The sequence below is a fragment of the Nitrospirota bacterium genome, assembly GCA_035873375.1.
GTDB lineage: Bacteria > Nitrospirota > Thermodesulfovibrionia > Thermodesulfovibrionales > JdFR-85 > BMS3Bbin07.
Genome location: JAYWMQ010000020.1, coordinates 1 through 16,454 on the forward strand (window position 1 = coordinate 1; position 16,454 = coordinate 16,454).

General features: G+C 43.0%; 20 protein-coding genes, 1 rRNA gene and 1 pseudogene. 20 read left to right on the plus strand and 2 right to left on the minus strand.

Features of this window, described 5'->3' with window-relative positions:
- Positions 1–26 precede the first annotated feature (26 nt).
- Positions 27–347, minus strand: coding sequence for a helix-turn-helix transcriptional regulator (locus VST71_04780; GenBank protein ID MEC4685034.1), 321 nt, complete (start codon positions 345–347; stop codon positions 27–29).
- Positions 348–761: 414 nt separating this feature from the next.
- Between VST71_04780 and VST71_04785 the strand changes: the two genes are divergently transcribed.
- The 19 genes and pseudogenes from VST71_04785 to VST71_04875 all read left to right on the plus strand — a co-directional run bounded on the left by VST71_04785 (position 762) and on the right by VST71_04875 (position 15,732).
- A complete protein-coding gene (locus VST71_04785) occupies positions 762–956 on the plus strand; it encodes a zinc-dependent peptidase (GenBank protein ID MEC4685035.1) in 195 nt (64 codons plus the stop codon).
- Positions 880–1,137 (plus strand): zinc-dependent peptidase, encoded by a 258-nt coding sequence (locus tag VST71_04790; GenBank protein MEC4685036.1) that lies wholly within the window; start codon positions 880–882, stop codon positions 1,135–1,137. Before VST71_04785 ends, VST71_04790 begins: the two co-directional genes overlap by 77 nt.
- Before the next feature lie 595 nt (positions 1,138–1,732).
- Complete coding sequence (locus tag VST71_04795; protein MEC4685037.1) at positions 1,733–2,080, plus strand: hypothetical protein; 348 nt, start codon at positions 1,733–1,735, stop codon at positions 2,078–2,080.
- Between the two features lie 583 nt (positions 2,081–2,663).
- Positions 2,664–3,739, plus strand: a pseudogene (locus VST71_04800) (IS630 family transposase).
- Positions 3,740–3,755: 16 nt separating this feature from the next.
- The gene (locus tag VST71_04805) at positions 3,756–4,244 is read left to right on the plus strand and encodes an ATP-binding protein (protein ID MEC4685038.1); all 489 of its coding nucleotides are present in this window, start codon (positions 3,756–3,758) and stop codon (positions 4,242–4,244) included.
- A 173-nt stretch (positions 4,245–4,417) separates the two neighbouring features.
- The gene (locus VST71_04810; protein MEC4685039.1) at positions 4,418–4,720 is read left to right on the plus strand and encodes a hypothetical protein; all 303 of its coding nucleotides are present in this window, start codon (positions 4,418–4,420) and stop codon (positions 4,718–4,720) included.
- Positions 4,717–5,781: a glycosyltransferase family 1 protein gene (locus VST71_04815; protein ID MEC4685040.1), complete on the plus strand. Its 1,065-nt coding sequence runs from the start codon at positions 4,717–4,719 to the stop codon at positions 5,779–5,781. Before VST71_04810 ends, VST71_04815 begins: the two co-directional genes overlap by 4 nt.
- A complete protein-coding gene (gmd, locus tag VST71_04820; protein MEC4685041.1) occupies positions 5,774–6,802 on the plus strand; it encodes a GDP-mannose 4,6-dehydratase in 1,029 nt (342 codons plus the stop codon). Before VST71_04815 ends, gmd begins: the two co-directional genes overlap by 8 nt.
- Positions 6,799–7,911, plus strand: coding sequence for a glycosyltransferase family 4 protein (locus tag VST71_04825; GenBank protein MEC4685042.1), 1,113 nt, complete (start codon positions 6,799–6,801; stop codon positions 7,909–7,911). Before gmd ends, VST71_04825 begins: the two co-directional genes overlap by 4 nt.
- Positions 7,912–8,128: 217 nt before the next feature.
- A complete protein-coding gene (gene rpmE / locus VST71_04830; protein ID MEC4685043.1) occupies positions 8,129–8,335 on the plus strand; it encodes a 50S ribosomal protein L31 in 207 nt (68 codons plus the stop codon).
- Between the two features lie 146 nt (positions 8,336–8,481).
- Complete coding sequence (locus tag VST71_04835; protein MEC4685044.1) at positions 8,482–9,432, plus strand: DUF1385 domain-containing protein; 951 nt, start codon at positions 8,482–8,484, stop codon at positions 9,430–9,432.
- 60 nt (positions 9,433–9,492) lie between these two features.
- Complete coding sequence (gene prfA, locus VST71_04840) at positions 9,493–10,557, plus strand: peptide chain release factor 1 (GenBank protein ID MEC4685045.1); 1,065 nt, start codon at positions 9,493–9,495, stop codon at positions 10,555–10,557.
- On the plus strand, positions 10,554–11,450 hold the full coding sequence (gene prmC / locus VST71_04845) for a peptide chain release factor N(5)-glutamine methyltransferase (protein MEC4685046.1): 897 nt from the start codon (positions 10,554–10,556) through the stop codon (positions 11,448–11,450). The genes prfA and prmC overlap by 4 nt, the downstream gene beginning before the upstream one ends.
- A gap of 192 nt (positions 11,451–11,642) precedes the next feature.
- Positions 11,643–12,896: a UDP-N-acetylglucosamine 1-carboxyvinyltransferase gene (murA, locus tag VST71_04850; GenBank protein ID MEC4685047.1), complete on the plus strand. Its 1,254-nt coding sequence runs from the start codon at positions 11,643–11,645 to the stop codon at positions 12,894–12,896.
- Between the two features lie 6 nt (positions 12,897–12,902).
- The gene (gene hisG, locus VST71_04855) at positions 12,903–13,529 is read left to right on the plus strand and encodes an ATP phosphoribosyltransferase (GenBank protein ID MEC4685048.1); all 627 of its coding nucleotides are present in this window, start codon (positions 12,903–12,905) and stop codon (positions 13,527–13,529) included.
- A gap of 87 nt (positions 13,530–13,616) precedes the next feature.
- Positions 13,617–13,850 carry an RNA chaperone Hfq gene (hfq, locus tag VST71_04860; GenBank protein ID MEC4685049.1) on the plus strand — a complete coding sequence of 78 codons (234 nt, stop codon included), beginning with the start codon at positions 13,617–13,619 and terminating at the stop codon, positions 13,848–13,850.
- Between the two features lie 92 nt (positions 13,851–13,942).
- A complete protein-coding gene (locus VST71_04865) occupies positions 13,943–14,341 on the plus strand; it encodes an NUDIX hydrolase (GenBank protein ID MEC4685050.1) in 399 nt (132 codons plus the stop codon).
- Between the two features lie 105 nt (positions 14,342–14,446).
- Positions 14,447–15,112 (plus strand): SurA N-terminal domain-containing protein, encoded by a 666-nt coding sequence (locus VST71_04870; GenBank protein ID MEC4685051.1) that lies wholly within the window; start codon positions 14,447–14,449, stop codon positions 15,110–15,112.
- Positions 15,109–15,732 (plus strand): phosphoribosylanthranilate isomerase, encoded by a 624-nt coding sequence (locus VST71_04875; GenBank protein MEC4685052.1) that lies wholly within the window; start codon positions 15,109–15,111, stop codon positions 15,730–15,732. The genes VST71_04870 and VST71_04875 overlap by 4 nt, the downstream gene beginning before the upstream one ends.
- Here the strand turns inward: VST71_04875 and queF are convergent.
- The gene (queF, locus tag VST71_04880; protein ID MEC4685053.1) at positions 15,729–16,109 is read right to left on the minus strand and encodes a preQ(1) synthase; all 381 of its coding nucleotides are present in this window, start codon (positions 16,107–16,109) and stop codon (positions 15,729–15,731) included. The genes VST71_04875 and queF overlap by 4 nt on opposite strands.
- 231 nt (positions 16,110–16,340) lie before the next feature.
- On the opposite strand from queF, the gene VST71_04885 reads away from it, so the two are divergent.
- Positions 16,341–16,454: ribosomal RNA gene (locus tag VST71_04885) — 16S ribosomal RNA — on the plus strand; the annotation flags it as partial.

Genomic DNA, 16,454 nt, shown 5'->3' on the forward strand with positions numbered 1-16,454 from the left:
CAGGTCTTGTTTCTTGCATTTTGGGGTCACCCTTTAAGTAATTTACTTATTACAGAATAATGTACGCCGATGTAATCCGCAACCTCTTTCTGGCTGTAACCATGTCTTTCTACTGCTTCCTGCACTTTTTCCTTCCGCTTTTTCCTGTCACCTTTTATTTCTTCATCAAATAATACGTCAAGTCCCGGTCTGCTTGCGTATCTCTGGCCCCGGGTATTTCTTTTTTTTATTGTTGCAAGTATGTTTCCCCGGTCTTTTTCATCTCTGAACACAATTTCCCCCGCGTTGCCTCTTGAGGTTACATGATATACTGCCCCTTCATATTCTATTCTTAACGGTCTTGCCATGCAGTGATTTTATCAGTCTTGTTTTAAAATTGCAAGAAACAAGACCCATAAGGTTGTGCATTGGGTGCAGACATGATCCTTACCTACTTCGCCCCTGAGGCGGCAACCCTCCTTAATTCCTGAAATACCCTGATTCATTTTTTTCACGCAGAGAACGCAGAGTGCGCAGGGAAAATAAAGAAGTTTTCAATAGTCAATAGTCAATAGTCAATTACAAATTTCACCCAATACTGTGTAATATTCATCTATGATACAGAACAGGAGTATTTTTATAGAGACACAAGTCTGTGAGCACACAGGGGGCGGGATAGTGTGTTGAGTGGTCCCGTATTTTTAATCCTGAGTCTTCTTGTCCTGGTCACGGCCTTTATCCTTGGGTGAAAACATCTGCGCAATGCCGGACATCAACGGCTGATGAAGCAGCCGTTTCCCCGGGAATGGGAGGAGATACTCCGGGGAAACGTGGCCCTTTATCAACACCTTCCCGCAGATCTCAGGGAGCGGCTTCACGGCTACATAAATGTGTTTCTGGATGAAAAGAAATTCGAGGGCTCCAAGCTATGTTGCCTGGGCGAGGATTCCGGGCAGGGAGTACGGGGAACTCGTTGAGAAGGTGAAAAAACATCACAAGGATGTGATTGACTCGTACGGAGCAACCAACCCGGCGGAATTTTTTGCAGTAATCACAGAGGCATTTTTCAAGAAACCTGCAAAGCTGAAACAGAAGCATCCTGCACTCTACGAGGAATTAAAGCTCTACTATAAAATGGATCCGCTCCAATGGGGTTAAAGGTTTCGGAGGGGGCTTTTCAATGATACCGATTTTTTCACCACTTTTCTGTATATCATTACAAAACGGGTGATATACGACAACTTAAACTTAGTAAGCACATAGAAATCAAGAAAAATCCATTGCCCCCGCCTGCCTGTTGACTTCGCAGGCAAGTTCAAAATCGTAGCTGAAAATTCGCAGGCTTTGATAACATGGAGTCTGTCAATTATAGGTGGTTCTATTGTCGCAATTATGGGGACGTCATATCTTAGACCAGCACATTTATATTTGCGGCTTTTGTATTTGCTATTTATTCCGGGCTGGGCTTTTTTAGCTTTGTCTATCCACAAGGGGCATAAAATTGCCAGACACCACATTGCTTCAATCTTTAATAAGCAACAGAGTGAATTGATTGAAATTGGAGCGAAGATAAATACTTGTTATGATAAGCAGATAACTCATTTCGAATGGGCGCTGGTTTTTTTCGCAATCTGGCTTGGAGGCTTTCTGTTGGGATGGATTTTTAAATAAAAAAGGAGGAAATGTTGTGTGTGATTGTTCAATTTTTCCTTTTAAACCAGACCCGCCATGTTTTAAGATATGTGCGGCTAAGATGCTTAATGATGTTAGCCCCGAAGAGCTACAGGTTGTCCTTGGCTTGCCTCATAAGATCGCGGAGAAAATGACTTATTATGCGATGGGCAGAGAGCTTGAGTCACTTGAGGAATACAAGGAAGTTCTTTCGCCCAAAGATATGAGGTTGCTTGAAAAGAAGATACGCTCTTTAAACGATGTACAAGTTAAATATTTGATGAATCCCTTGGATTTTAGGATGGAAGTAATAAGAAATTTAAAGGAAACCGTAATTGACTTTACTGCCTGCGAAGACCTTGGTTTAAAAGAAACGGGGGACGAAAGCCTTGAGCCATGCAAAGACATTAAAAAGAGTGAACCAATATAAATAGAGTCTGCGTATAAAGTCCAACTACCGGAAGGATAAGGGAAAAAGCTATAATTGCAGAGGGAAAAGAAAAGCAAGGAGGAGGAGACCTTGAAGCTGTTGAACGATATAAAACTACAATTTGAGGATGAAAATCTGGGGCTCACATCTTAAATATTAAGGATTCCTTTATAAAGAAACCGAGGCAATACCTAAACTTAATATTTAAGATGCGCCCCCCACGTTCCTTACAGAAGATTGTATAATAACTGGTTATAAATTATCATGAATCAGCATCTTATTGAAAAACCATCTCAATAGTTAAGAAATGCGGCTGAAGGTGCAGTTTTACTAGGAAAAACCGAGCTTTTCAACTTCCAGATACATGATGGTGTTGCTTATAGCTTAACAAATGAAGCGTCAATAACATTCAATGAAGTAGTTAGTAAGTTACTTAGACAGAAAAATTTTTCAAATATGTTCCTACTTACCATCGAATTAAGAGCTGAAAACAATTCAATAGTTGAGACTATTGCTTGGTTGCAATAATAAGCGAACAGTGCTATGATTTCCTCAAAAGTATTAAATAGATGAGGAGGGGCAAATGGCTAAAGCAACTAAAATAGTTTTAAACAAAGAAGAGAAGGAAACGTTACTTTCGTGGCAACGAGCAGGAAAGACAGAAAAGCGCATGGCGGAACGTGCACGAATAATACTGGAAGCCTCTGAAGGTAAAACAAACAAAGAGATAGTAAAGGTGTTAAATACACGACCGGCCCGCATAAGTAAATGGCGAACACGATTTGCCAAGGATCGCCTTGCAGGCATATGTGATGCGGCCCGACCCGGCAAACCTGTCATATATGATGATAGTGCAGAAAAGAGAATATTAAGCAAGCTGGACGAAGAGCCACCGAAGGGATATGTAAAATGGAACGGAAGCCTTTTGTCTAAAGCACTTGGAGACGTTTCCAAACACCAGGTCTGGAGGGTTCTGAAAAGCATGATATTTCATTACAGAGAAGACAAAGTTGGTGCGTAAGTACCGATCCTGAATTTACAGCAAAGGCAGCAGACGTGGTCGGGCTTTATCTCGATCCACCGGAGCAAGCGATTGTTATTTGTGTTGATGAAAAACCTCATGTTCAGGCATTAGAAAGAGCACAGGGATGGCTAAAGTTGCCGGACGGCAAAGCCCTTGCTGGCTTCAGTCATACTTATAAACGTCATGGCAGTCATGGCACTACAACACTGTTTGCAGCTCTTGAGGTTACATCCGGGCTTGTAAAGACAGGGCATTACAAGAGAAGACGAAGGGTAGAGTTTCTCGACTTCATGAACAGAATCGTTGCTGAATATCCTGACAAGGAAATTCACGTTATTTTGGATAATCTTAAAACACATAAGCCAAAGCGTGACATGTGGTTAAAGAGAAATAAAAAAGTTCACTTTCACTATACGCCGACTTATTCATCGTGGCTCAATCAGGTGGAATGCTGGTTTAGCATTTTAAGTCGCAACGCCCTTAAAGGTGCAAGCTTTACTTCTCCCCAGCAGGTACGGAAAGCCATTGACGACTTTGTTAAAGTTTATAATGAGAATGCTGCTCCGTTTGAATGGACTAAAAGAAAAGTTTACCCGAAAAAACTTAATAAATATTACGCTAATTTATGCAACTAACCCCCGGGAGCGTTCCATGAGAGAAGGCCCCCACTATCGGAAGGCAGCGGCAAGGCTTGGTCCGTATGTGGAAGAGGTTGTGCTGAAACTGCTTGCAGCAAACAGAGGCTATCGTGTCTACTGTAACAACTTGAAGAAGTTGGCGGAGGATATTCTGCAGGCCAGGATGAAAAACAACCTCAATATCTTATTTAAAAAAATCCTCTCAGCCAAGCTCTGGATTCTTGATGATTGGGGCGTAACAACCATGAGCCGTGAGATTGCCGAGGAGGCGTTTGATCTTCTGGACAGAAGAAAATACAGCTCGGCCATGATTCTGACTTCTAACCGGGATGTAGAGGAATGGCCGCAGCTGTTCCCTGATCCCGTCCTCTCTAATGCAACCATTGACAGAATCTTCGACCGTGCTGATATCTCCATCTTTAAGGGAAAGAGCTATCGCTTAAAAGGAAAAATTCAGGTGAAAAATGTTGACTTAAAAATACAGAAGAAGTATCCTTATTAATTGGTGGTCTCCGTTACCTGGGATTGAACCGGTCTCCATTAGCTGGGACGTGACAGTGTAAAACATCTGACTATTCATTTGTTGAAACTATCCAGGTTCCTTCACCTGAAATTGCTTCACCATTTGTAGATTCAAATATCATTAGATATGCTTCACAATTTGCAGCCCTGAGGATGGCAATTCATAATCCAGCGTTCGGGGTTGGTATGGGACAGTATGGTTTTTATTATCCTGAATTTGTTGGTGTAGTTCTCGGGTTAACCATATGGGGAGTTATAATTATAAAAACATATAAAAAGCTCACAATAAACATGAGGGTAAATGATGAGTTTGACCCCTTTGGGTTTTCTTTATTAACCTGTAGCGTTGGTATGCTCCTGGTCATGCTTACTCATGACTCTTTTAGATATTTTGGATATTGGATAACATTAGGACTAATATTCGTATATACAGAGTCTTCCAATAGAGAAAGATGATACTGTTAAACTCCCGCTTTCTAACACATAAAACAACTGGTGTTCAAAGATATGCTGTTGAAATATCTAAGCAACTTAAAAAGCTACATTCTGATGTGAAATTTATTGCACCAAAAAAAATTCTTGATAAAGATTTAGAAAGGGAGCTGTGTGTAATAACCACAGGTAAAAATAATGGTCATTTTTGGGAACAGATTGATTTGCCTCTTTATTTGAAGAGAGTAGGTAACCCGCTGTTGATTAATTTATGCAATACTGCGCCATTACTTTATTCAAACCAGATAATAACAATACTTGATCTATCTTTCTTAAGAAATCCGAAGTGGTTTTTACGAAGCTTTTATTTGTACTACAAATTCTTAATACCTAAAATAGCCAAGAAAGCATCAAAAATTATCACCATAAGTGAGTTTTCAAAGAAAGAGATCATGGATTTATTAAATGTCCCAGAAGACAAAATACATGTAATTTATTGTGCCGTGTCCGGGAGTGTTATTAATTTAACCAGTCCGGAGGCTTATAATAGATATGCTAAATACATACTAGCTGTTTCTTCATTAGACCCAAGAAAAAACTTCAAAAATTTAATAATGGCATATAACAATTTAAAATTATCTGAAACCAGATTGGTAATAGTAGGGTCGGAAAATAAAGTTTTTTCAGACAGCAAACTAAGGAATATAATTAATGCAAGTAAGGATATTATCTTTACTGGATATGTTTCAGATGAAGAATTGGCAGTTTTATATAAAAATGCAAAACTCTTTGTTTATCCCTCCTTATACGAAGGTTTTGGGATACCTCCATTGGAAGCCATGGCCTGTGGTTGTCCTGTAGTCGTTTCCAATGCGGCAAGCCTTCCAGAAGTTTGTGGGGATGCTGCTTACTATGTTGATCCTTATGATATTGATGATATAGCAAGGGGGATTTCTGAGGTTTTAAACAACGAGAAACTACAGGAGGAGTTAGGACAAAAAGGACTGGAAAGGGTAAAATTATTTAGCTGGAAAGATTCAGCAGAAAAGTTACTGTCTGTTATAAAGGAGGTTTGTGATGGCTAAAACGGCATTGATTACGGGGATTAGAGGGCAGGACGGGGCATATCTTTCTAAATTATTGCTTGAGAAAGATTATGAGGTATATGGTGCTGACAGAAGAAGCGGGGGGGGTGGAAATTGGAGACTGAAAGAGCTCGGGATTGAAAATGATGTGAAGATCATTTGTATGGATTTGCTCGAATTAACAAATATTATAAAAACTATTGAGAAGATTAAACCTGATGAAGTCTATAATCTTGCTGCTCAAAGTTTTGTAAGCGTTTCTTTTGAGCAGCCAATCTTGACATCAGATGTCGATGCAATGGGGGTTTTAAGACTCTTGGAATCTATAAGATTAGTGACCCCAGGTACGAAATTCTATCAGGCATCGACAAGTGAATTGTTTGGGAAAGCTCAGGAGATTCCGCAAACAGAAAAAACTCCGTTTCATCCAAGAAGCCCTTATGGTGTAGCAAAATTATTTGGCCACTGGATTTCTATTAATTATAGAGAATCATATGATATGTTTGTTTGTTCAGGAATATTGTTCAACCATGAGTCTCCCTTAAGAGGAATAGAGTTTGTTACGAGAAAGATAAGTTATGGGATAGCAAGAATAAAATATGGGTTTCAGGATAGAATAATTCTTGGAGATTTAAATGCTAAGAGAGATTGGGGATATGCCCCTGAATATGTTGAGGGGATGTGGTTAATGTTGCACCAGGAGACCCCTGACAACTATGTATTAGCAACGGGAGAAACGCATTCTGTCAGAGAGTTTGTGGAAAACGCTTTTAAAGCTGCTGGATATGATATTGAGTGGGAAGGGGAAGGTGTAAATACAAAAGGGATGGATAAGAAGTCAGGAAAAGTATTAGTAGAGGTTTCTCCGGAATTCTACCGTCCTGCAGAAGTTGAGATATTAATAGGGAATCCTGCAAAGGCTGTGGAAAAACTCGGATGGGAGTCAAGAACCAAACTTGAAGATTTGGTTAGAATTATGGTGGAGGCAGATCTGAGAAGGGTGGAAAAGGAATTGAGATGAAGATTGCCCTGGTACATGACTGGCTTGTGACTATTGCTGGTGCAGAGAAGGTTTTGGAGGCAATTTATGAGATATATCCTGGTCCAATCTATACCCTGGTAACAGACCGGGAAAAATTAAAAGGCAGTATCTTTGAAAATGCAGAGATATTTTCTTCTTTTATCCAGAAACTGCCCAGGGCAAAGAAGAAATATAGAAACTATTTACCCTTTTTCCCTCTTGCAATAGAGCAATTTGATTTATCTGAATACGATGTAGTACTTTCGGTTAGCACCTGTGCAGCAAAAGGTGTTTTAACACGGACGGATCAGCTCCATATTAGTTATTGTTGTACACCGGTAAGATATGCCTGGGACCTACATCATCAATATTTAAAAGAAACAGGTTTAAATAAAGGGCTAAGAGGGACAATTGCAAAGTTAATTTTACATTATATCCGTATTTGGGATTATACAACCGTAAATAGAGTAGATTACTTTATTACCCTCTCTAATTATATAGTAAAAAGAATAAAAAAGATTTACGGCAGGGATTCTACTGTTATTTATCCACCTGTGGATCTTGAGAAATTCCAAATTTATACAGAGAAAGAAGACTTTTATGTAACAGCTTCAAGGATGGTTCCATATAAGAAGATGGATTTGATTGTAGAAGCCTTTTCTGAAATGCCTGATAAGAGACTGGTCGTTATAGGCGATGGTCCGGATTTTGATAAAATAAAATCAAAAGCAGGTACGAATGTTGAACTGCTTGGATACCAGTCTTTTGAAGTTTTAAAAGACTATATGCAAAGAGCTAAAGCCTTTATTTTTGCAGCTGAAGAGGATTTCGGGATAACCCCTGTTGAAGCCCAGGCTTGCGGTACTCCTGTTGTTGCTTACGGAAGGGGTGGAGTGCTGGAGACCGTTATAGAAGACAAGACAGGTATCTTTTTCAAAGAGCAAACAAAGGAGAGCTTAGCAGAGGCTGTTGAAAGATTTGAGAGAATTCAAAGCAAATTTGATTGTAATGAAATAAGGAAAAATGCGGAAAGATTCAGTAAAGAGAGGTTTAAAAGAGAATTTAAGGATTTCGTAGAGAGGCTCTTGCCCGATAGCTTACAGCCATAGTAGTTCGACGTCTAAGAAAAATGGTTGAGGGAGTATGGTTAGCTGCCTGATTGTGATTTTGTAACAGTAGAAGAATAACCGCATGATTTGTTATAATATTAAATTAAGCTATTTGGCTAATAATAAACACGGATTATCAGAGTGGGGTAGTTATCGTTTATGGCTTAATAGTTGCGAAACTTATTTGAATGCGAAATCTATTTACAAGGAGGCAGAGGTGAGAGAGGGTATACATCCAGACTACAAAGAGGCCAAGGTTTCATGTGCCTGTGGCGAGACTTTTATAACGAGGTCGATTAAACCGGAGATCCGTGTGGATATCTGTTCAAAGTGTCATCCCTTCTTTACAGGAAAACAGAAGTTGGTTGATACTGAAGGAAGGGTTGAGAAATTCAGGAAGAAGTACGCAAAACACGGTAAGTAGACTTATTCTTGAGCCGTCAGCAACCCGGGTTTGTGGTATGCTGGCGGTTTTTCTGTTTTTAGGGAAGTCTTTCAGGTTAAGACCACAGGGGGACATGAAGTTCGCTCTCTTTGTAGTGATTTAATACGTTGATATCAAAGATAAAAATGATCTTCTTTAAAATTATCAGGAGTCTTTTCAATATTACATTAAATGCTGCCTTCTATTCTTCTTCGAAAAAGAATGTCGGAGGGCAGGCGGTTATTGAGGGTGTAATGATGAAGGGGCCTTTGGCCTGGAGCGTGGCTGTCAGGGGTGGGGATGGCCGGATGCATATTAAACGTGAAAGACTGCGAAGCCTCCCCGCTATACTGAAGGTGCCGGTTTTAAGAGGTGTGGCTGCCCTGTATGAGGCCCTTACTCTTGGAATTAAGGCAATAGATTTTTCCGCCTCAAAGGCCTATGAGGAAGAAGGAGACGGCCCGATGAGTCCTGTTGCAATGCTGACAACATTTGCAGTTGCTATAGTCTTGGGCATAGCGCTGTTTGTTTTCCTGCCGCTCTATCTTACAAGGCTTGCGGGGATTATTCTGCCCATTGTGGAAGAGAGTTCTGTTGCTTTTAATGTTGTTGACGGCCTTATCCGGGTTAGTGTCTTTCTCCTCTATGTCTCCGGAGTGGGGCTTTGGGGAGAGATGAGAAGGATTTATGAATACCACGGTGCTGAACATAAGGTTATCCACGCCTATGAGGGTGGTGAGGATTTGGCGGCCAATAAGATAAACCGGAAATACAGCCCCCAGCATCCAAGGTGCGGTACGAGTTTTCTCCTGATAGTGATGATAGTGAGTATCTTGATATTTTCCATTATCCCTCACGACTGGAATTTTGCCATGAAATTCCTGTCAAGGCTTGTACTTATTCCCCTTGTTGCAGGACTGTCGTATGAGGTTTTAAAACTCTCTGCCAAAAATAGTGGTAATGCGCTTGTTAATCTTTTTGTAAGGCCGGGGCTCCTGCTTCAGAGGCTTACCACGCGGGAGCCCGATGAATCACAGATTGAGGTGGCATTGAGTGCACTGAGAGAGGTAGTGGAAGTAGAATCAGAAGCTGTTTAATTGTTGCCGGCCCGGTTTTGAAAAAAAATAAAGAATATTAGAAGGATGTAAAATAAAAGAATGTTTAACAGATTAGCTGCAATAGAAGAAAAACACGAGACTCTGACGGAGAAACTGTCGGACCTTGAGACCATAAAGGACAGGAACCTTTTCATGAGGCTTTCAAAGGAGCAGTCTGACCTGAAGCCGATTGTGGATAAGTTCAGGGAATACAAGCAGATACTCAGTGCAATTGAAGAGGATGAAGAGGTTCTCAGCTCAGGAGACAAGGATCTGAAGGTCCTTGCTGAAGAGGAGCTTGAGGGCCTCAGACAGAGAAAGGCAGAGATCGTGGAGGAGCTTAAGCTGATGCTTCTTCCAAAAGACCCGAGAGACGAAAAGAACGTTATCATTGAGATAAGGGGCGGAACAGGCGGAGAGGAGGCAGCATTGTTTGCCGCTGACCTCTTTAAAATGTATTCCAGGTATGCAGAGCAGAAGAGGTGGAAGGTAGAGGTGATAGAGTCCCGTCCTACCGGACTTGGGGGGCTTAAGGAGATAACCTTTTCAATCCAGGGACGGGGGGCATACAGCCGTCTCAAATATGAAAGCGGTGTTCACAGGGTCCAGAGGGTTCCTGAAACCGAGACCTCCGGAAGGATTCATACATCTGCTGCCACTGTTGCCGTGCTTCCCGAGGCAGAGGAGATAGATATCGGTATAGACGAAAAAGACCTTAAACTCGATACTTACAGGGCCTCTGGGGCTGGAGGACAGCATGTTAACAAGGTCTCCTCAGCTGTGAGGATTACTCATCTCCCGACAGGTATTGTTGTGCAGTGCCAGGATGAGCGGTCTCAGTACAAAAACAGGGAAAAGGCCATGAGGATTCTGAGGTCAAGGCTTTATGAGATAAAGATAGAAGAGCAGGAAAGAGAGATATCAGAGGAGAGAAAGGCCCAGGTTGGTTCCGGAGACCGCAGTGAAAGGATCAGGACATACAACTTTCCCCAGAACAGGGTGACTGACCACAGGATTGGTCTGACGCTCCAGAAACTCACACATATCCTCGAAGGCAATCTTGATGAGTTATTAGATGCCCTGATTACCCATTATCAGACCGAGAAACTGAAAAAAGTAGTATGAAAACAACCTTGTTATCAACAACAGACCTCTTCAGGGATATCTCTTCAACTTTCAGGGGAAAGGGTTTTCCAGAGGCTGAAAGGGAGGCAGAACTGATTATATGTCATGCCTTCAATATCAGCCGGACCGAACTTTACAGGGATGACCTTCAGGTAGATGAGTCTGCCCTGCGGGTACTGAACTCCATTGTCGAAAGAAGACTTTGCCACGAACCCCTCCAGTATCTGACAGGTGATACAGAGTTCTACGGACTCAGATTCAGAGTCGGCAGGGGTGTGCTCATCCCGCGGCCTGAGACAGAGATTCTGGTTGAGGAGGCTGTCAGGCTTGTAAATGCTCAGGGGATTCCTTCTCCGGCCATCCTTGACCTGTGCACAGGCTCAGGGTGTATAGCAACAGCAATTGCAAAGAACCTTCCTTCTGCTAAAGTAGTTGCCTCGGATATATCTGCACCAGCCATGAGATATGCCATAGAGAATGCAGGACTGAACGGTACAGGGAATCTCGTCTTTGTGCAGGGAGACCTTTTTGAACCGGTCAGTGGGGAGAGTTTTCATCTCATTGTATCCAATCCGCCTTATGTGAAGGGGGATGACTTGATGGGGTTGCAGAAAGAGGTTAGCTGCTATGAACCCCTTGAGGCTTTGGACGGTGGAAGGGATGGGCTTGATTTCTACAGGAGAATCCTGAAATCGGCTCCCGAACATCTCAGGGACAGGGGTTATCTTGTCCTCGAACTTGGTTTGGGACAGGGCATTGCAGTGGGTGAGATTGCCGGGGAGTGTGGTTTGAGAGTTGTAAGGGTTTTAAATGACCTTTCAGATATAGAGCGGGTAATGGTTTTAGAAAAGCTCAACAAATCCAGTGCTGAACGGTTGCTGGAAGCGATATGACAGACTCTTCACTCATTCTCGTCCCGGCATCCAGCCGGGACTCCGAGGTCAGTATTACATCTCACCATCCAGGTGAGCCTTATGTAATACTGGAAACCGTTCAGAGTCTGTCATATCGCTTCCTTCTGATGTTTTGGGGGGTATTGCTGGGGCCGGATTTAATTGTTAATCGTTAACTTTCAGGAATAAAGAATGGAAAAACTACTGATATCAGGTGGTAAAAAACTCCGGGGGAGTGTCAGGGTGTCGGGGGCGAAGAATGCTGCCCTGCCTATAATGGCCTCAACTATTCTCGGCCATGGGACTCATAAACTCCGCCGCGTTCCCAATCTCCGCGATGTCTTTACAATGGGAAGGCTCCTTGAGCACCTGGGGGCAGAGTTTTCCCTGTCGGATTCAACGGCACTGATAAATACGGCGGATATCAAGGGCCATGAGGCCCCTTATGACCTTGTAAGGACTATGCGGGCCTCAGTGCTTGTGCTTGGGCCTTTGCTGGCCAGGCATGGGCGGGCAAGGGTTTCTCTGCCGGGTGGGTGCGCCATAGGTGCAAGGCCCATAAACCTCCATCTCCTTGGTCTTCAGAAGATGGGAGCACTCATCAGCCTTGATAAGGGTTATGTAAATGCCAGGACTCGGAGACTCAGGGGTGCAAATATCTGTTTTGACATTCCCACTGTTACCGGTACCGAAAACCTGATGATGGCTGCTACTCTTGCAAAAGGTCTGACGAGGCTGGAAAATGCCGCCCGAGAACCCGAGGTGATTGATCTTGCGAACGCCCTGATCAGTGCCGGAGCCCGGATAGAGGGGGCAGGCGAGAGTATAATTGAGATTGAAGGGGTAAAGGAGCTAAACTCTCTTGATTACGATATTATCCCTGACAGGATAGAGGCGGGGACATTTATGGCTGCAGCAGGGATAACAGGCGGTGAGATTGTCATGGAAGGTGTTAATAAAGAGCATATCGCAGCAGTTGTAGCAAAGCTTCAGGAGACAGGTATTAAATTTCAGGAGAGTGAGAAGGGACTTATGGTCAAAGGGCCTCAACGTCTCAGGGCCACTGATGTCAAGACCATGCCGTATCCTGGGTTTCCAACAGATATGCAGGCACAGTTTATGGCCCTGATGAGTGTTGCTGAAGGCACAAGTGTTATCAGTGAGACCATATTTGAAAACAGATTCATGCATGTTGCCGAGCTCAGAAGAATGGGGGCTGATATTAATATCGAGGGCTCAATTGCAACCGTAAAAGGGGTTAAATCGCTTAAAGGGGCACCTGTTATGGCTACAGACCTGCGGGCAAGTGCATCGCTGGTAGTAGCGGCCCTTGCTGCAAGGGGTGAGACCCTGATAGACAGAATTTATCATCTTGACCGGGGATACGAGTCGATAGAGAGCAAGCTTCGCTCCCTGGGTGCAAGGATTGAGAGGCAAAAAGGATAATATGCCATGATTACACTCGCCCTGCCTAAAGGCAGACTCCTCAGGGAGACGGTAAATATGCTTGGCCCTATGGGAATAACATTTACGGGTGACCTGGAGACCTCAAGGTCTCTGGTGCATGAGTCCGGAGATAAATCCCTCAGGATACTTTTGCTCAGGGCACGGGATGTGGCCACCTTTGTCGAATATGGCGGTGCAGATGCCGGTGTGGTTGGCAAGGACCTTTTAATGGAAGAGATTCCGGCGGTTTATGAACCCCTTGACCTCGGGTTTGGCCTTTGCAGGCTTGTTGTTGCCGAGCCGGAGAAGACCAGGGGAGAGCTGAAGACAAAGAGTTTAATAAGGATAGCGACTAAATATCCTGGTATTACCGAGAGATATTTTTCGTCGATGGGGGTGCAGGTCGAGATAATCAAGCTCTATGGTTCCATAGAGCTTGCTCCAATAGTGGGAATGGCAGATGGCATCGTTGACCTTGTTTCAACGGGACAGACCCTCCGGGCAAACAGGCTTGTAGAGATTGAAACAATTGCAGAGTCAACTGCGAGGTTGATTTTCAACAGAAGCTCACTCAAGACAAAGTACGAAGAAATCTCTCCTTTTCTGGATAAAATGAGGAGAGGGGTTAAGTGAGATAGCTCTTGGTAAATGCCGGGCTTTATTATGCTAAAATAGAATAATTATCTGATTCAGGCAGAATAAAATGTTAAGGAGTTAGGCATGACAAAAAACCAGAACCTTCAGGACAGTTTTCTCAATCAGCTCAGAAAGGAAAAAACCCATGTAGTTGTCTACCTTACCAATGGAGTGAGGTTGCGGGGCGTGATTAAGGGATTTGACAGCTTTGTGGTACTGCTAAAAGAGACGACTGTTCAGATGATATACAAACATGCCATTTCTACGGTTGTGCCCGAAGGTGTTTTTAATTATCAAATGCCGAGGGTTGAAGAATAAGGAGCAAAAAACAGAGATTAAAGCAGGAGGCGTGTTTTTTTCTTTGATACACGTAGATAGTATTTTTCTCAATTAAGTTTCTTTATTTTCTTATGCACAAATATAAAAATCCTCTGCCAACGGTTGATTTGATAATAGAGTATAACAGCGGGATTATACTGATAAGAAGGAGAAATCCCCCTCATGGCTGGGCCTTGCCCGGAGGGTTTGTTGATTACGGTGAAAGTCTTGAGGCTGCCGCTGTCAGGGAGGCAAAAGAGGAGACAGGGCTTGATGTGGAGCTGGTCAGACAGTTTCACGCCTATTCCGAGCCTGAAAGGGACTCAAGGTTTCATACAATTACCATAGTCTATATTGCAAGGGCAAAGGGGGTTCCCAGGGCAGGAGATGATGCTACAGATGTCGGAGTCTTTGCAAGGGATAATCTTCCCGAGGATATAGCCTTTGATCACAGGGACATATTGATGGATTATTTTGAGAAGAGATACTAAAAATAATCCGTACTTTAGCCGGATTTAAATAAATCACGAACAGGACTTAAGAATCCGGGCAGTCTGCGGATATAATTTTTGTATACCGGAACAGGAGGCTAAAAGATGTTACAGTTTATGCATAAACATGCCAAGTATTTTTATGTCTTCTTTTTTCTTGTGATTATTTCTTTCATATTTTTGTATGTCGGCCCTCTGGATCAGAATCAAAGTCCTGTGGTGGCGGAGGTGGGCAAAGAGAAGATACCCCTTGATGAGTACTGGAGGGCTTATGACAGGTTCCGGAACTTCTATAAGGAAATGTACAAGGAAAAATTTGATAAAAAGATGGAGGAGCAGTTAAACCTTAAACAGAAGGTGCTTGAGACCCTTATTGAGGAGAGGATTCTGCGTATAGAGGCAGAAAAACTCGGATTAAAGGTTTCAGACAGGGAGCTTCAGGAGGCGATTATGAGCGACCCTGCCTTTAAGAGAGACGGTGTTTTCAGGCGGGATGTTTACCTGCAGACCCTGCGGATAAACAGGTTGACTCCGGGATACTATGAATCCATGAAGCGGCAGGAACTCCTGGTCGGCAAGGTTCGTGCACTTATTGGGGAGTCTGTTGTATTAACCGATGACGACCTCAAGGGGCTCAAGGGAGATGAGTCATACTTTAACGCGATAAGAGATGCCATGCTGAAGGACAAACAGCAGAAACTGCTCAGGTCTTATGTTGAGACCCTCAAAAAATCCATAAACGTTAAGGTAAACACGGAACTTATTTCATGAAGCCTCCGGTTAGAGTGAAGATTTGCGGGATTACGAGGAAGGAAGATGCCCTTAAGGCTGTGGAGTTTGGTGCCGATGTCCTTGGGTTTGTATTTTATAAGGGTAGCCCGAGATATGTCCGTCCGGATGTGGTTAAAAGCATAATCAGCGAGCTTCCCCCTTTTGTTACTACCGTGGGTGTTTTTGTTGATGAAGAACCTTCAGTGATAAGAGAGATTGTCGGGGCTGCGTTTATTGATGTTGTTCAGCTACATGGTGATGAGCCGGAAGTGATATGCTCATTATGGCCAAGGGTGGTCAAGGCATTCAGGGTGAGGGAATTTACCGACCTCGGGCCACTTGAAAGATATAGGGTCTCTGCATACCTTCTGGATACCTATTCACCTGATCTCCCCGGTGGCACAGGGCAGATATTTAACTGGGATATTGCCCTTGAAGCCAAGCGTTTCGGTCCTGTTATTTTATCGGGTGGCCTCACCCCTGATAACATTGATAAGGCAATAAGGTGGGTCCATCCATATGCAGTAGATGTAAGTTCAGGTGTGGAAAGAGAGAAGGGAATCAAGGACGAAGAAAAGTTAAGGCTTTTTATTGAAAGGGCAAAAGCCGTTGTTTCTTAATCGTTTTTTGCCCCCATATCGCTTGCTACCCGTATGACTGTTTTTACATTGCCCCTGGGATTAAAGTCTCCGATAACCTCAATAAATCTTGGATTGAGCATATCCTGTAGTTGCCCATAGATACTGTTTGTCACCTCTTCGTGAGATATGTGTTCATTGCGAAAGGAATTAAGGTAGAGCTTCAGTGATTTCAGCTCTACTATCTTGATGTCAGGGATGTATCTGATCCTTATGGTAGCAAAGTCAGGGTACCCGGAACGTGGACAGAGACATGTGAATTCACCAAAGGTAATGGAGACTTCGTAGTCCCTTTCAGGGAAGGGATTATCCCATGCTTCAAGCTCTTTTTTTTCAATTTCCCGCTCTCCGTATTTCATATTATTCAGTTTAATTTTAATGCTTGCATTTTTTCAAGTAGTGTGGCATAATAACACTGGATTCTCGTTGAGATACTTGACATTATCGAAACCCGACAGGGTTGACAAAGACCTCTCAAAAGAGTTATTCTTTAAAACTGCATTTAAAACTGCAATTGTTCTTTGACAAGTTACTGAGAAGTGCGTAGCACACCCAACAAGCCAAAAAGAGAAACAAGAAGAGCAAAGGAAAAAGATGAGAGTTTGATCCTGGCTCAGAGCGAACGCTGGCGGCGTGCTTAACACATGCAAGTCGAACGGATTCCGCATTAAACTTCGGTTGAATGCGGAATTAGTGGCGGACGG